18 protein-coding genes are annotated in these 13,569 nt (G+C 65.3%); 12 read left to right on the top strand and 6 right to left on the bottom strand.

Annotated features, from left to right (window positions below):
- The first annotated feature begins 51 nt into the window (after positions 1–51).
- Entirely contained in the window at positions 52–252 is a 201-nt protein-coding gene (locus ACFFP0_RS21175) for a heavy-metal-associated domain-containing protein (RefSeq protein WP_377264177.1), read from the top strand.
- A gap of 50 nt (positions 253–302) precedes the next feature.
- Here ACFFP0_RS21175 and ACFFP0_RS21170 read toward each other — a convergent pair whose 3' ends face one another.
- Positions 303–455, bottom strand: coding sequence for a hypothetical protein (locus ACFFP0_RS21170; protein ID WP_377264176.1), 153 nt, complete (start codon positions 453–455; stop codon positions 303–305).
- Between the two features lie 162 nt (positions 456–617).
- On the opposite strand from ACFFP0_RS21170, the gene ACFFP0_RS21165 reads away from it, so the two are divergent.
- Both ACFFP0_RS21165 and ACFFP0_RS21160 read left to right on the top strand, forming a co-directional pair.
- Positions 618–821, top strand: a complete 204-nt coding sequence (locus ACFFP0_RS21165) for a hypothetical protein (protein ID WP_377264175.1) — start codon at positions 618–620, stop codon at positions 819–821.
- Between the two features lie 155 nt (positions 822–976).
- Positions 977–2,107, top strand: a complete 1,131-nt coding sequence (locus tag ACFFP0_RS21160) for an esterase-like activity of phytase family protein (RefSeq protein WP_377264174.1) — start codon at positions 977–979, stop codon at positions 2,105–2,107.
- 89 nt (positions 2,108–2,196) lie between these two features.
- On the opposite strand, the gene ACFFP0_RS21155 is transcribed toward ACFFP0_RS21160, so the two are convergent.
- Positions 2,197–2,835, bottom strand: coding sequence for an outer membrane protein (locus ACFFP0_RS21155; RefSeq protein ID WP_377264173.1), 639 nt, complete (start codon positions 2,833–2,835; stop codon positions 2,197–2,199).
- 201 nt (positions 2,836–3,036) lie between these two features.
- Here ACFFP0_RS21155 and ACFFP0_RS21150 point away from each other — a divergent pair, with 201 nt between their 5' ends.
- Positions 3,037–4,425 carry an MFS transporter gene (locus ACFFP0_RS21150; RefSeq protein WP_377264172.1) on the top strand — a complete coding sequence of 463 codons (1,389 nt, stop codon included), beginning with the start codon at positions 3,037–3,039 and terminating at the stop codon, positions 4,423–4,425.
- Between the two features lie 72 nt (positions 4,426–4,497).
- On the opposite strand, the gene ACFFP0_RS21145 is transcribed toward ACFFP0_RS21150, so the two are convergent.
- Genes ACFFP0_RS21145 through ACFFP0_RS21135 form a run of 3 tightly spaced genes read right to left on the bottom strand, consistent with a single transcriptional unit; the run spans position 4,498 to position 5,984 of the window.
- Positions 4,498–4,956, bottom strand: a complete 459-nt coding sequence (locus tag ACFFP0_RS21145; RefSeq protein ID WP_377264171.1) for a hypothetical protein — start codon at positions 4,954–4,956, stop codon at positions 4,498–4,500.
- A complete protein-coding gene (locus ACFFP0_RS21140; RefSeq protein ID WP_377264170.1) occupies positions 4,953–5,726 on the bottom strand; it encodes a hypothetical protein in 774 nt (257 codons plus the stop codon). The genes ACFFP0_RS21145 and ACFFP0_RS21140 overlap by 4 nt, the downstream gene beginning before the upstream one ends.
- A 60-nt stretch (positions 5,727–5,786) precedes the next feature.
- Positions 5,787–5,984, bottom strand: coding sequence for a hypothetical protein (locus tag ACFFP0_RS21135; protein WP_377264169.1), 198 nt, complete (start codon positions 5,982–5,984; stop codon positions 5,787–5,789).
- 288 nt (positions 5,985–6,272) lie between these two features.
- Here ACFFP0_RS21135 and ACFFP0_RS21130 point away from each other — a divergent pair, with 288 nt between their 5' ends.
- From ACFFP0_RS21130 to ACFFP0_RS21120, 3 genes are all read left to right on the top strand, one after another.
- Positions 6,273–7,733, top strand: a complete 1,461-nt coding sequence (locus ACFFP0_RS21130) for a protein adenylyltransferase SelO (protein ID WP_377264168.1) — start codon at positions 6,273–6,275, stop codon at positions 7,731–7,733.
- Between the two features lie 263 nt (positions 7,734–7,996).
- Positions 7,997–8,569 carry a hypothetical protein gene (locus ACFFP0_RS21125; protein WP_377264167.1) on the top strand — a complete coding sequence of 191 codons (573 nt, stop codon included), beginning with the start codon at positions 7,997–7,999 and terminating at the stop codon, positions 8,567–8,569.
- A 76-nt stretch (positions 8,570–8,645) separates the two neighbouring features.
- Positions 8,646–10,073, top strand: coding sequence for a DNA-packaging protein (locus ACFFP0_RS21120; protein ID WP_377264166.1), 1,428 nt, complete (start codon positions 8,646–8,648; stop codon positions 10,071–10,073).
- A 30-nt stretch (positions 10,074–10,103) separates the two neighbouring features.
- Here the strand turns inward: ACFFP0_RS21120 and ACFFP0_RS21115 are convergent, their stop codons facing one another.
- Positions 10,104–10,364 carry a hypothetical protein gene (locus ACFFP0_RS21115; RefSeq protein ID WP_377264165.1) on the bottom strand — a complete coding sequence of 87 codons (261 nt, stop codon included), beginning with the start codon at positions 10,362–10,364 and terminating at the stop codon, positions 10,104–10,106.
- 128 nt (positions 10,365–10,492) lie between these two features.
- On the opposite strand from ACFFP0_RS21115, the gene ACFFP0_RS21110 reads away from it, so the two are divergent.
- The 5 genes from ACFFP0_RS21110 (at position 10,493) to ACFFP0_RS21090 (ending at position 13,448) form a co-directional block, all read left to right on the top strand.
- Entirely contained in the window at positions 10,493–11,107 is a 615-nt protein-coding gene (locus ACFFP0_RS21110; RefSeq protein ID WP_377264164.1) for a hypothetical protein, read from the top strand.
- 48 nt (positions 11,108–11,155) lie between these two features.
- Positions 11,156–11,464, top strand: a complete 309-nt coding sequence (locus tag ACFFP0_RS21105; RefSeq protein WP_377264163.1) for a Dabb family protein — start codon at positions 11,156–11,158, stop codon at positions 11,462–11,464.
- A gap of 151 nt (positions 11,465–11,615) precedes the next feature.
- Positions 11,616–12,809, top strand: a complete 1,194-nt coding sequence (locus tag ACFFP0_RS21100; protein ID WP_377264162.1) for a phage portal protein — start codon at positions 11,616–11,618, stop codon at positions 12,807–12,809.
- A 54-nt stretch (positions 12,810–12,863) separates the two neighbouring features.
- Positions 12,864–13,145: a CopG family ribbon-helix-helix protein gene (locus ACFFP0_RS21095; RefSeq protein WP_377264161.1), complete on the top strand. Its 282-nt coding sequence runs from the start codon at positions 12,864–12,866 to the stop codon at positions 13,143–13,145.
- Between the two features lie 12 nt (positions 13,146–13,157).
- Positions 13,158–13,448, top strand: a complete 291-nt coding sequence (locus ACFFP0_RS21090) for a type II toxin-antitoxin system RelE/ParE family toxin (RefSeq protein ID WP_377264351.1) — start codon at positions 13,158–13,160, stop codon at positions 13,446–13,448.
- Positions 13,449–13,569 lie beyond the last annotated feature (121 nt).

Raw genomic sequence — 13,569 nt, 5'->3', positions numbered from 1 at the left:
CCGTTGGAAGGTGCAGAAGAGAGATATGTTGGAACAAGGAGATTTCCTGGAATGACTGCGATTTTCAACGTGCCGGACATGACCTGCGGCCATTGTGAGAAGACGGTGCGCGGCGCGCTGGGCGAAGCCCTGCCGGGTGCTGCGGTGGCGATCGATCTTTCGGCCCACAAGGTGACGGTCGAGGGCGACGCGGCGGCAGCCGAGGAGGCGATTCGTGAAGCCGGTTACACGCCGGAGCGCGTGGCGATGTGAGGCGCCCTGCGGCGCTGACCGGGCGGCATCTCCCGCCGCCCTTTTCATCTTCAATCCTGGTCCGGCTTCACCTTGGACTTGATGGTCTCCAGGGCGCGCTCCTCCCTTTCGATCAGCTGTTCGATCGTGCTTCTCCGGTTCTCGTCCGTTTCCAGCATCGAACGGAAACGTTCGATGTTTTTCCTTGCGATGAATTCCTGCACCACGACCCCCGCCCGAGCTGATGCTTAAGGTTGCAGGATAATAGCCTCTCGAAATTTTGACAAACGTCAAATTGCGTGGCGGCATACTCCTTTGGGGGGAACTCCTCCTGTTCTACCCCCGCGCGGTCAGGCGAAAAGGAAGTACCGTAGATTTGATTACGTATGTTTCCCAAGTTTTTAGAGGGTCTTCCTGAGCGTATTGTTGAAGATGAAGACGTGCGGGAGGACACCATGGTCTTGTTTGGGGATACGGAGACTTTCATAGCCGCCCTGATCGCCAGTTTTCTTCTGTCGGCGGGTTTCCGGCTTGCTGAAAACCTCGCCGCCAATGTCGCGGAGCTCCGGGCCTACGGATTCAACGAATAGGCGCCGTCGCGGTGGCGCGGTCGGACGGGTCCCGACGGAGCCTGTCATGAAAATTTTATATCTATGAAAGGCCGACGTTACACGACGGCAAAATTCCTGTGGCAAGGGAAGCGGCAGTTTTTGCGACCGTTCCTCGAATTGCCGGATATTGATTCATGCTCAAATCGTTGCTTTCGACCGTTGCCCTCGCCATCCTTCTCGCTTCCCCGGTTCCGGCCGCCGAACCCGGCGTCACGGTTGAAACGCCGTGCCCGTTCGGCGATTGCCAGGCCGGCATCGCGCTTGCTTTCGCCGGGGAATACGTGATCCCGACCGGCGCGCAGTTCGACGGGATCGAGCTCGGCGGCCTGTCCGGCCTCGAATACGATCCGGCGGGCAATCGCTTCATCGCCATCTCCGACGATCGTTCGGAAAAGGCGCCGGCCCGTTTCTACGAGCTTGCCATCGATGTCTCCGCGGCGGGGATAACCGATGTGAAGGTGCTGAAGACCGTGACCCTGAAGGACCGGAACGGCGCGGCCTTCGCCGCCAAGTCGGTCGATCCGGAATCGATCCGCCTGGGCAAGGACGGCCTCTACTGGTCGAGCGAGGGCGACGCCAAGCAGCTGCTGCCGCCCTTCGTGCGCGTTGCCGCCGCGGACGGCTCCTTCATCCGGGAATTCGAGCTTCCCGCCGGGTTTGCCCCGACCGCCGACAAGTCCGCCGGCGTCCGCGACAACCTGGCGTTCGAAGCGCTCGCCGTTTTGCCGGACGGCGATGTGATGGCGCTGCCCGAATCCGCGCTTTACCAGGACGGCCCCATCGCCGGGCTGGCGCGCGGCGCGCTCGCCCGCATGATCCGCTACGATGCGGCGACCGGCAAGCCGAAGGCGCAATATGCCTATCCGATCGAGCCGATCCCGCAGGCGCCCACGGTGGAAAAGGGCTGGAACGACAACGGCGCCTCGGAAATCCTGGCGCTGGACGACCATCGCCTTCTGGTGGTCGAACGCGGCTTCGCGCAGGGTTTCGGCAATTCGATCAGGGTCTTCATGATCGACATCGCGGGAGCGACCGATATTTCCGCCGTGGCGTCGCTTGCAGGCGCGGAGGCGCCGGTCGTGCCGGTCCGCAAGAGCCAGGTCCTCGACATGCGGGCGATCGGCCTGCAGCCGGACAATATCGAGAGCGTGACCTTCGCAAAGGGCACGGATGGCAGCGACATGCTGGTCTTCGTCTCGGACAACAATTTCTCCAGGGAGCAGAAGACGCAGTTCATCGCCTTCAAGGTCGTCAAGCGGCCCTGAACCGGCCCTGAACCGGTCACCGCCTTCACCGGATGGAGCGCCGTTCCGATCATCTGCGCCCGGGCGATTCCACCTGAACGCAGGATGTTCTAGAACTTCACGCCGATGCCGACATTGATGACGTGCTGGTTGAAGTCCGTGTCGAAGCCGGCCAGGCTGCCGTCGCCATAGTCGTTGTAGCGATATTCGATCCTGCCAAAGACGTTGTCCGTGAAGGCATAGTCGAGACCGGCGCCGACCGTCCATCCGTTCAGGGTGTCGTCGTCGTTCACGCCGGAGCCGTCGACGCTGATATTGGTCATCGTCCAGCCGCCCGCGGCATAGAGGAGCGCCCGGTCGAAGGCGTAGCCGACACGGGCGCGCACGCCCCCGGAAAAGCCGGTATCCATGTCGAACCCGCCCGTATAGCTGTTCTCGTTCCAGTCGTAGTTCAGGTCGCCTTCGACACCGGCCACGAAGCCGTTCGAGAACTGCCAGTTATAGCCCACGAAACCGCCGAACCGGCCGCCGTCGAAGCTGTCCGAACCGCCGCCGCCAGCCGTCGTCGCATCCCCTTCGCCCCAGGCATAACCGCCGTGGAGACCGGCATAGGGGCCGGACCAGGTGAACGATACCGGCGTTTCCACCGCCTCCGGCGCGGCGGGAACCTGCGGCACGGCATCCGCGGCAAACACAACGGAAGAGGCGGTCATGGCGGCCGACGCAGCGAGAATGAAAAGAGCCCTCATGGGATTCCCTCCGGTTGGTGACGGAAGGGATGTAGTGCGATCTGCTTGAAAAGCTATATCTAAAATATGGAATCCTGCAAAAGGGACTGTTCCAATAAGATATTGAAATATATCGACTTTTATTTCCATTTCGGGTCTTGACCTCAACTGCCCTTGAGGTTGTAGCGTGCCGGCAACCGTGACAAGGAGAAAGGGGCGGGCATGTTGCAGGAAATGGATGCGGGCTGGTCGAGGCTTCTGAGCGGCCGGGACGGGGCGATGCTTGCGCTGATCTCGGCGGGCATAGGGTTGCACGCGTTCAACCAGTTCGCCATCGTCGCGGCGCTGCCGCCGGCGGCGGAGCAGATTGGCGGGACGCAATATTTCAGCTGGGCCTACACGCTGTATTTCCTCGGTTCGATCGCCGGCGGAACCGGCGCCGCGGCATTGCGCGACCGGTTCGGCACGCGCGCCGGCCTCGTGGTTTCGACGCTGGTCTTCGCATTCGGCGGCCTGATGGCGTTCGCCGCGCCGGCCTTTTCCTGGATCATGGCCGGCCGGCTTCTCCAGGGCATCGCCGACGGCCTGATCGTGGCGGTCTGCTACAGCCTCATCCCCGCAAACTTTTCCTCCGCGCTGGTCGCCAGGGTGTTTGCGGTCGAGGCGATCGTCTGGGCCGTCGCGGCGATCGCCGGCCCCCTGGCGGGCGGGCTTCTGACCGAGGCCTATTCCTGGCGGGCGGCATTTCTGGCGGTCGCGCCCTTCGTCCTGCTCCTGCCGGTCTTCGCGTTCGCCGCGCGGCCGCGCGTGACCGAGGCGGCGCCGGTTCCGCTCTCCTTCGCCACGATCACGCTCTGCCTCGCCGCCTCCTTCGTCCTGTCCCTCTCGTCGGTCGCAACGGGTGGCGTCATGCAGGCCGTGGCGATCGCGGCGGGGGCGGGGCTGTTCGTGCCCGCGCTGAGGCTGGACGGCAGGATCGGTCCGAGGCTCTTTCCGGCTGGCGCCTTCCGGCTCGGTTCGGTGCTGGGGCACGGGTTCTGGGTGCTGTTCCTGATGTCTGCCAGCCATTCGGTCGGCAGCGTCTACCTCGCCGTGATGATCGGCGCGGTCTTCGATTTCCGCCCCTCGGTGGTGGGCTATCTCGTGGTGCTCATGGCGCTCACCTGGAGCGTGGTGGCGGTGATCGCGAGCCGGGTGGCGGCGCGCGAGGCCCGCCACGGGTGGATGCGCAGCGGCCCGTTGTTCCAGCTTTTCGGTTTCCTGTCGCTCGGCGCATCCTTCGCCACCGGTCATGTCCTCCTGCTGGTCCTCGGCCAGGTGGCGATCGGCGTCGGTTTCGGCACCGCCTGGGCAAATGTCAACCAGGCGGCGATGGAGGCGGCCGACCGGGTGGAGCGGGATCTGGCGAGCGCCCTCCTGCCGACGATCTCGACCGCGGGTTATGCGATCGGCGCGGGTGTCGCCGGCATGATCGCCACGGCGACCGGGCTGGTCTCCGCGCTCGCCACCGGCGATGCCGCCGGGCCGGCGTTCTGGCTCTACGGCACGGCCGCGGCCGGCGCGGCGCTGACCTTCCTGTTCGGCTTCGGCGTGCGGCTGAAGGAGGCGTAGAGCGCCGTGCGCCCGAACGCAGATCAGATGCTCTGGGGCCGGCGACGCCGGATCGCCGGCTTGCCCGACCGGCTATTGGCGCAGCCGGTCCAGCTCGCTGCAGGGACCCTGTTCGAAGAGGGCGACAACGGGCTGGTAGTCTGTGTCGATGCCGGCGGTATTGGCGACGATGAACAGGATGTGCCGGGTGATCGCCCGGAGATAGGGAAACGCGCTATAGATCCTGCCCCTGTAGAGAAACGACAGCCGGTCGAAATCGGTGGAAAGCTGCATCAGGTAGCCGAGGCTCTGCCCCTGCGGGTCCGCGGCGTTGAGGACGAGCTTGCAGGCGGCGGCATCCGCCGTCCCGTACGAGCCCTCCTGCTCGGTGCTGACGGGCAGGCCGATCGATCGCATCGGGGCGAGGACGTGCGCGCTGGCGACGCCGTGATACCAGCTCTGATAGGCGACTTGCCGCAGGTCGCCCGTCCGTTCCTTCAGCACGACCGGAACGACGAGCAGCAGGACGACGGCTGCGAACAGGCGGATCATGCGCGCACCTCCCGTCCCGGCCGTGCGGATGCGAAACAGATCATCCAGAGCGTGGTGACGAGGCCGACGACCTCTCCCGCCATGCCGTGATGCAGGGGTTCGTAGAGATCCATGAAGCGGATCATGGCGAAGAGGCGCGCCCAGTTGATCAGCACGACGCCGACAAGCCCGAGGGCAAGCCAGCCGGGATACCGCAGGGGGCTGATCTTCTTCACCGCCGAAAACGCCAGCCACGCGAGAAGCATGTAGGAAATTCCGTGGAAGGAGGAGCAGGCCCACAGGATCAGCACCGGATCGTTGCCGTCGCCCGGCACGACGAAATTGCCGCTGTTGCCGTATCCGGCCGCCAGCGCCGTCACATAGGCGTCGATGGAGAGCACCGGCGTGCCGATCGCCATCACCGTCATCAGGCCCCAGAATTTCGGCACGGTGAGATAGATGCAGAGCATTCCGAGCGTCCGGTCGGAGAGCAGGATGCGAATGCCGAGAATGGTCAGCGCCACCCAGGAAAACCAGCCGAGCGGGATATAGAGGAACAGCGCCACGGCAATGAGGATCGCCCGTTCCGCCCAGCGGGGGAGGGCGGCGTCGAGGGGCGCTCTCCAGACGGTCCAGGCCGTCCACAGCACCGAGAAGATCAGCACGGGATGCACGTCGCCGCCCGTGAGCATGGCCGGGACCACGCCGTCTTCGACAACCGTCTTGCGGATATCGTCGAAGACGGCGTTGCCGAAGGCGCAAAGGATGAGGATGGAATAGAGGGGACCCACGGTGCTCTCTTTCTCTCGACGGAGAAGTCCGCTGCGGCGGTGACCGCCGCAGCGGCTGCGTCAGCTCTTGTTCCTGCGCGCGGTGTAGAAGAACAGGCCGGCCGCCAGCGGAAGGCCCAGTGCCGCCAGCGGAAGCGGAGCACCCTTGCTGTGGCCGTAGCCGTGACCCTTGCCATTGCCGCCCTGGGCGGCGAAGGCGACTCCCCCGTTGATTGCCAGTAGTGTCACTACGGCAAGCGTAAACATACTCTTCTTCATGATTTCTCCCTAAGAGCAACGACATTGTTGCAGTAGAGCTATGAATGTAAGGGAGTATTTATACAAGGTGTTGCTCATAATATGCTTAAGATCGGAAGCCGGATAAATTTCTCCCCGGATTTATACTTGACGAAGATCAATTCTGGCCGCCGCAAGCGCCTCTTCGCCATGCCCGGCGAAGCCCGCCCGCGACTTCGGCAACAAAAGCGTCTTTCGCTTGTTCGGCAGGGGAGATTCCCCATATTGGGGGGACAGGGTGATTTCAAAAACCCCAGGAGACGCATTCCCGTGTTCCAGTTCGATAATTCCTATGCCCGCCTGCCGGACAGGTTCTTCGCCTCCGTCTATCCCGAGCCGGTGAAGGGGCCGAGGCTGATCAAGTTCAACCAGGAACTCGCAGACGCGCTTGGCGTCGAGGCGGATTTCTCCGATCCCGCGCGGCTTGCGGCGATCCTGGCGGGCAACGTGGTGCCGCCGGGCGCGTCTCCCATCGCCATGGCCTATGCGGGCCACCAGTTCGGCAATTTCGTGCCGCAGCTCGGCGACGGCCGGGCGATCCTGCTCGGCGAGCTCGTGGATCGCGAGGGCCGGCGCCGCGACATTCAGCTCAAGGGCGCGGGGCCGACGCCCTTTTCCCGCCGGGGCGACGGCCGCGCCGCATTGGGGCCGGTGCTGCGCGAATACATCGTTTCCGAGGCCTTTGCGGCGCTCGGCATTCCGGCGACGCGGGCGCTCGCCGCGGTCGCCACCGGCGAGCCGGTCTATCGCGAGAGGGTGGAGCAGGGGGCCGTCTTCGTGCGCGTGGCGGCGAGCCATGTGCGGGTCGGCACGTTCCAGTTCTTCGCCGCCCGCGGCGACAATGACGGCGTGAAACTGCTCGCCGACTACGTGATCGACCGGCACTATCCGGAGCTGGGGGGCGCGGAAAACCCCTACCTGCCGCTGCTGCAGGCGGTGGCCGGGCGGCAGGCGCGGCTGATCGCCCGCTGGATGGGTATCGGCTTCATCCACGGCGTGATGAACACCGACAACATGACGATTTCGGGCGAGACGATCGATTTCGGCCCCTGCGCCTTCCTGGACGAATACGATCCGATGAAGGTGTTTTCCTCGATCGACCAGATGGGCCGCTACGCCTATCGCAACCAGCCGGGCATCGGCCAATGGAACATCGCCCGGCTGGCGGAATGCCTCCTGCCGCTGCTCGACAGCGACGAGGACAGGGCGGTGGATGCGGCGAACGCCGTGCTGAAGGAATTCGGCGAACGGTTCCAGCGCCAGTGGATCGACGTCTTCCGCGCCAAGACCGGCCTTTCCTCCGCAGCGGACGGCGACGGCGAGCTGATCCAGGCGCTGCTGGCCGCCATGCATGCGGGCGAGGCCGATTTCACGCTGGCCTTCCGGCGGCTTGCCGACGCGGCCGGGGGGCGCGACGAGGCTTTCCTCGCCTGCTTCGCCGATCCGCGAGAGGCCGCCGACTGGCTTTCCCTGTGGCGGGAGCGGCTGGCTGCAGAGGAATTGCCGGGCGAGGAACGGGTGGCGGCGATGCGCGCCGTCAACCCCGCCGTCATCCCCCGCAACCACCGGGTGGAGGAGGCGCTTTCGGCCGCCAATTACGGCGATTTCAGCTTTTTCGAACGGCTTCTCGAAGCGCTGGAAAACCCCTTCGAGGAACGCCCGGAATTCGCCGACCTGATGACGCCGCCGAAGCCGGAGGAAAGGGTGCTGCGCACCTTCTGCGGAACGTGAGCACCTTCGCGGCTTCCATAAAAAAACGCTAAATAGGAAAATAGTCCTTGACGGCGTGACGGTGGTTTGATAGTGTTCCGCCATAGTCGAAGAATTGCGCCGACAGGCAGCCGGAAGGTTGTCGGAGCAAGGCTTCCAGTCATTGGCCCGGTTCCTGAACCGGGCCTTCTTTTTATCTGGCATCGGCAGGCATGGCGCGGGCGACCGGAAACGGACGCCGCCGCGCGGCCGTGCGCCGTAACATGCCTACCGGACGATCGGCCATGGATGAATTCGAGAATTTCGATCCGACGCTTTTCGGGCTCTGGACGGAACGCCCTGCCTATGGCGACGCGGTCGTCATGGATGACGGGCCGCTCGCCGGCGAGGTGCGCGGCGTGCTGCTGGAAACCAAGTCGGCGGAGGTCGCGGTGGCGCCGGCCGAGGAGTTGCGGCGGCTGCTCAACGAGATGACGGTCGAGATGCGCGACCAGTTTTCGGCCTTCCGCAGGATGCGGGCCTCGGCCGAAAAGGCGCTGGAAGACGGCGACGAGGCAGCGCAGAAGCTCGCCCGCGCCGACGTGAAGGCCGCGACCGACGCCATGTCGCTCATCGTCCGCACGCTGGAAAAAGTCGACAGCCTGCAGCGCCAGCTCGCCCGCGACCGGGAGATCGAGGCCGAGCGGGTGGCGGACGAAGGCGGATACGAGGAGGCCAGGCAGCGGCTGTTGAACTTGATCGAGGGAAAGGCGAATGCCAGGGCGGTCGTTCTTTACAACCAATGGAAGCTTTCTGGTCCTCCGGAGGGCATCGGGCTGCACGGCCCCGGAACCGACCCGCCACAAGAACCGGAATGAAAGACGGGCGGAAGGAGCCGAGGCGTGGGGCCAGCGGAAGCGATTGTCGAAGCTGGGCACGGTGCACAAATCGGCGATGAGCGCTGTGAACCAGCAGCATGAGGCCGATTGCATGGCTGCCGAAGACCCGGCCGGTCAGATTCTTGCAAGGATGGCTGGCCACGAGCCCGCCCGCGAAGATCCGGTCCCGGTCTCGATCTCAGTCCCGGTCCCGGTCGCGCCGGCCGCCAGGGACGCCCTGCCTCCGATCGTCATCGACGGAGTGAGCTTCCCTTGCGAACATGTGAACAGCTTCGGTCGCGACTGGACGGTGAACGGCCGTGACGAGCAGAAAGCTCCCGGGGGCGACTGGCGCACATGGCTGATCATGGGCGGCCGGGGCTCCGGCAAGACCAGGGCCGGCGCCGAATGGGTGCATGCCGTGGCGTCCGCGGGCAGCCGCTCCGGCCTGCGGATCGCGCTCGTGGCCGAGACGCTGGGCGACGCCCGCGAGGTGATGGTCGACGGGGTGTCCGGCATCTGCCGGGTCGCGCGCTCGAAGCCTCCGGAATTCGAGGTTTCGCGGCGCCGGCTCGTGTGGCCGAACGGCGCGGTGGCGCAGATTTTTTCCTCCGAGGACCCGGAGGCGCTGCGCGGGCCGCAGTTCCATTTCGCCTGGTGCGACGAGCTTGCCAAGTGGAAGCACGCCGAGGAAACCTTCGACATGCTGCAGTTCGGGCTCCGGCTGGGGGCCGATCCGCGCCAGCTCGTGACCACCACGCCGCGCCCGGTGCCAGTCCTCAAACGACTGATCGCCGATCCCGGCACGCGGCTGACGAGGATATCGACCGCGGAGAATGCCGGCAACCTTGCGCCGGGGTTCCTCGCCGCGCTGGAAGCGCGTTATGGCGGGACGAGGCTCGGGCGGCAGGAGATCGCCGGCGAACTGATCGAGGACCGCGAGGACGCGTTGTGGAAACGCGCCGGCATCGAGGCCTGCACGACGCGTTTCACGGGGGCGCTGAGGCGCATCGTGGTCGCGGTCGATCCGCCGTCCGGTTCGGGCAGCGGCTCCTGCTGCGGCATCGTGGTGGCGGGGCTGGAAGCGGGCGGCCGGGCGGTCGTCCTCGCCGATTGCTCCGTGGAGGGAATGAGCCCCGCCGGCTGGGCGCATGCGGTGGCGAAAGCCTTCTCGCGCTTCCAGGCGGACCGGGTCGTGGCCGAGGTGAACCAGGGCGGCGAGATGGTGGGGGCGATGCTGAGAAGCGTCGATGCGGCCCTGCCGCTGGCCATGGTGCGCGCCACGCGGGGAAAGTTCCTGCGGGCGGAACCGGTGGCCGCGCTCTACGAGCAGGGACGGGTCACCCATGCCGGGCGGTTTACCGAGCTGGAAGACCAGATGTGCGACTTCGGCCCCGAGGGACTGTCGTCCGGGCGCTCCCCGGACCGGCTCGACGCGCTCGTCTGGGCGCTGACGGCGCTGATGCTGGAAGGGCAGGGGGAACCGCGCGTGCGGGGCATCTGAGCCCGCGCGGCCCCGGTCGTCGGTACGGTGTCAGCGCTGGGGCTTGGGCTGCGGCGCGGCGTTTTCGCGCATCTGCTTCCATTCGGATTCGATGCGTTCGACGACATGCTGGGGGATCGACTTGGAAGGGGCGGCCTGCACGGGCTGCTGCATCATCATGATCTCCTTGTTCATCCGGGTTGTGTCGCGATCCTTAGATCGCTTCCCACGCTTGAGGTCTTTGTTTTTAAGCACACTGCGATCGCAAAACCGCTGCGCGTTCTTGCGCGACATGCCGCGGAAAGCCGACATGAACGTCGTGTGCCGGAGTTGGTTCCACACCGCCGGCGAAAAGTAAATCGCTCGCTAAACGCTTAAAACGATTTAGTTTTTCTAAACCGATTGAAACTTTTCCAACGCGGTAAAAGGATAGGCTTAACATGACGTCTGATCGGGCTGCCTTCTTCGATCTGGTCCGGGCGAAACCGTTCCGGGGCCGGCTGGGCGAGGGGCAGGTGCGGGGGCTGGGCGCGATTCTCGACGGCTGGAACCGGCTGTGGCCCGGGGGCCGGCGCGATGCGCTCGCCTATGTGCTGGCGACCGCCTTCCACGAGACGGCCGCGACGATGCAGCCCGTCCGCGAGACGCTGGCCGGCACGGACAAGACGGCGATCGCCAGGCTGGACGCGGCCTTCGCCGCCGGCCGGCTGGGATCGGTCAGGACGCCCTACTGGCGGCCGGATACGGATGGAAAAAGCTGGCTCGGGCGCGGGCTTGTGCAGCTCACCCACCGCAGGAACTACGAGGCGATGTCGAAGGTGACGGGCATCGACCTCGTCGCCGATCCCGCAAGGGCGATGGAAATGGATGTCGCGGTGACGATCCTCGTCGAGGGCATGCGGCGCGGCAGCTTCACCGGCCGGCGGCTCGACGACTATTTCAGGCCCGGCAGGGCGGACTGGCGCACCGCCCGCACGATCATCAACGGAAAGGACCGGGCCGGGCTGGTGGCGGGATACGGTCGCACGTTCCTGCAGGCGCTCGCGGGGCTTTGATGCGGGCCGCGGATATGATAGCCGGCGGTGCGTTCATCGGAGTGCATCATGATCCGCCACATCGTTTTCTTCACCGCGCGCAGCGAGAATGACCGACAGACCGTTCTGTCCGGCCTGTCGCTGCTGACCGAGATACCGCATGCCACGCTTCTGGAGATCGGCGTCAACAAGAAGAGCGACCAGCTCGGCAATGACGTGGATTTCGTCGTTTATGGCGAATTCGACGACGAGGCGGCGCTGGCCGCATACAAGGCGCATCCGCTCTACCAGCAATCCATCGAGCGGGTGAGGCCGGTTCGCGAAATGCGGCTTGCGGCCGATTACGACACCCAGACGGCGGCGCGCCGTCCGGTTTGAGGCCGGGGCCGGCGGCCCCCGCGACAGCATCGGCCCGAAGTCGGAATCGATTTTCGGCAGGCGCGATGCATGGATTGAATAGACCGGAGCGGCATCCCCGCCTTTCCCTTTGAGGGGAGGGCGTCCGTCCGCGTGAGATCGAGAGGCGAACATGAAATCCCCATTCCGGCGGGCGTGGTTTTCCACGCGCGGGCGACAGACCGTGCCCGAAATTCCGAAGACCGAGGCCAAGATGGCGCAAGGGAGCGCGGCCGGGTTCGCGCTTCTTTCGGGCGAGGGGGCGGCCCATTGGTCCGGCCGTTCCTACGCGGCGCTCTCCCGCATCGGCTTCATGCGGAACCCGGTCGCCTACCGCGCCATGCGGATGATCGCCGAGGCGGCCGCCGCCGTGCCCTGGCTCGCCTACGAGGGGAGGAGCGAGGCGACGGAGCATCCGGCGCTTGTCCTGCTGGCAAGGCCCAATACGCGGCAGGGCGGTCCGGATTTCTTCGAGGCGCTTTACGGGCACCTGCTGCTTTCCGGCAATGCCTATGTGGAGCCGCTGCTGATCGGCGCGAGCCTGCGCGAACTGCATCTGCTTCGCCCCGACCGGGTGAGCGTGGTGGAGGGTCGCGACGGCTGGATCGCGGCCTACGATTATCGCGCGGGCGGGACGACGCGGCGGCTGCCGGCGGAGGTTGCGGACGACGGGAGCCTGTCGCTCATGCACCTGAAGCTGTTCCATCCGCTCGACGATCATTCCGGCTTTCCGCCGCTCGGGGCGGCGGGCGCCGCGCTCGACCTTTCCAATGCGGCGGCGGCCTGGAACAAGGCGCTGCTGGACAATTCGGCCCGGCCTTCCGGCGCGCTGGTCTACCAGCCGAAGGACGGCGGCAATCTTTCCGCCGATCAGTACGAGCGGCTGAAGGAGGAGCTGGAGGCGGGATATTCCGGCGCCGTGAATGCCGGGCGGCCGCTGCTGCTCGAAGGCGGGCTCGACTGGAAATCGATGGGGCTTTCGCCGAAGGATATGGATTTCATCGAGGCGAGGAACGGCGCGGCGCGCGACATCGCGCTCGCCTTCGGCGTGCCGCCCATGCTGATCGGCATTCCGGGCGACAACACCTATGCCAATTATCAGGAAGCAAACCGCGCCTTCTACCGGCTGACGGTGCTGCCCCTGATCGCCCGCACTGCCGCGAGCTTCACCGCCTGGCTGTCGCAGGCGTATGGAGACGGGCTGCGGCTGGAGCCGGACCTCGACCGGATCGCCGGGCTTTCGGCCGAACGCGAGGCGCTCTGGGCAAGGGTGGGAGCCGCAGCCTTCCTCAGCGACGAGGAGAAACGCGAGGCGGTGGGGTATTAATCAGGCTGGAAGCCGTGTAGATTGTAATACGCCGTATTACAAATGGAGGCTCCCATGGCCGACAAGCCGGTTTTGTCCGATCCGATCACCATCCGTCTGCCGCTCGATGTTCTGAACGACATCGAGACGATCGCCGGGACGGCGGACCGCAGCCGCTCCTGGGTGATCGTGCGCGCCCTGAAATATTACCTGACGGCGGAAGGAAGCGAACTCCTGGAAATTGCCGCGGCACGTCAGGAGGTTCGCGACGGCAGGGTGATGGACATGGACGATCTGCTTGAGGAACTGGACATCCTGAATGCGCAGGATGGCAAATCCCGGCACGACGCTGCATGAAAAAGGGTCCGGATTTCCGCCATGGCGGCGGAGTATATCCGGTCGGAGCGGGCCTATCTTGCGAAATTCAGCATTCCGGCTGCCCGCGAGCTGGGCAGAAAGCTGCGCAATGCCCAGTCGTTGCTGCAGCGGCATCCGGAGATGGGCAGGGTCAAGCCTGGCTCCAACGGAGTGCGGCTCATGGTTGTCGCGCCCTATCTCATCGAATACGAAATCGATTCCGAAGGGGTTCTGATCCTGATCATCCGGCATGGCAGACAGGATGACCGGCAAGAGGAAGACGAAGACGTCTACGAGCGCTAGAAGGCAGGCTCGCGCCCGGAAGCGATGACGCTGTCGGGCCGGTTCCGTGTGTCGTTGAGTCTGCTCCGGCGACCTGACCCAACGCGTGAACCCGTGGACTCGACTTCGCAGCAGACGGCGT

This window comes from Neorhizobium puerariae, from assembly GCF_042429745.1.
Lineage (GTDB): Bacteria > Pseudomonadota > Alphaproteobacteria > Rhizobiales > Rhizobiaceae > Neorhizobium > Neorhizobium puerariae.
Note: the sequence above shows the minus strand (reverse complement) of the source record. Positions and strands in the feature narration are given on the sequence as shown.

What these genes read in the sequence shown, in the direction of transcription:
- ACFFP0_RS21175 (WP_377264177.1), top strand. Translation starts at nt 52, where the DNA reads ATGACTGCGATTTTCAACGTGCCGGACATGACCTGCGGCCATTGTGAG.
- ACFFP0_RS21165 (WP_377264175.1), top strand. Translation starts at nt 618, where the DNA reads ATGTTTCCCAAGTTTTTAGAGGGTCTTCCTGAGCGTATTGTTGAAGAT.
- ACFFP0_RS21160 (WP_377264174.1), top strand. Translation starts at nt 977, where the DNA reads ATGCTCAAATCGTTGCTTTCGACCGTTGCCCTCGCCATCCTTCTCGCT.
- ACFFP0_RS21155 (WP_377264173.1), bottom strand. Translation starts at nt 2,835, where the DNA reads ATGAGGGCTCTTTTCATTCTCGCTGCGTCGGCCGCCATGACCGCCTCT.
- ACFFP0_RS21150 (WP_377264172.1), top strand. Translation starts at nt 3,037, where the DNA reads ATGTTGCAGGAAATGGATGCGGGCTGGTCGAGGCTTCTGAGCGGCCGG.
- ACFFP0_RS21145 (WP_377264171.1), bottom strand. Translation starts at nt 4,956, where the DNA reads ATGATCCGCCTGTTCGCAGCCGTCGTCCTGCTGCTCGTCGTTCCGGTC.
- ACFFP0_RS21135 (WP_377264169.1), bottom strand. Translation starts at nt 5,984, where the DNA reads ATGAAGAAGAGTATGTTTACGCTTGCCGTAGTGACACTACTGGCAATC.
- ACFFP0_RS21125 (WP_377264167.1), top strand. Translation starts at nt 7,997, where the DNA reads ATGGATGAATTCGAGAATTTCGATCCGACGCTTTTCGGGCTCTGGACG.
- ACFFP0_RS21120 (WP_377264166.1), top strand. Translation starts at nt 8,646, where the DNA reads ATGAGCGCTGTGAACCAGCAGCATGAGGCCGATTGCATGGCTGCCGAA.
- ACFFP0_RS21115 (WP_377264165.1), bottom strand. Translation starts at nt 10,364, where the DNA reads ATGTCGGCTTTCCGCGGCATGTCGCGCAAGAACGCGCAGCGGTTTTGC.
- ACFFP0_RS21110 (WP_377264164.1), top strand. Translation starts at nt 10,493, where the DNA reads ATGACGTCTGATCGGGCTGCCTTCTTCGATCTGGTCCGGGCGAAACCG.
- ACFFP0_RS21105 (WP_377264163.1), top strand. Translation starts at nt 11,156, where the DNA reads ATGATCCGCCACATCGTTTTCTTCACCGCGCGCAGCGAGAATGACCGA.
- ACFFP0_RS21100 (WP_377264162.1), top strand. Translation starts at nt 11,616, where the DNA reads ATGAAATCCCCATTCCGGCGGGCGTGGTTTTCCACGCGCGGGCGACAG.
- ACFFP0_RS21095 (WP_377264161.1), top strand. Translation starts at nt 12,864, where the DNA reads ATGGCCGACAAGCCGGTTTTGTCCGATCCGATCACCATCCGTCTGCCG.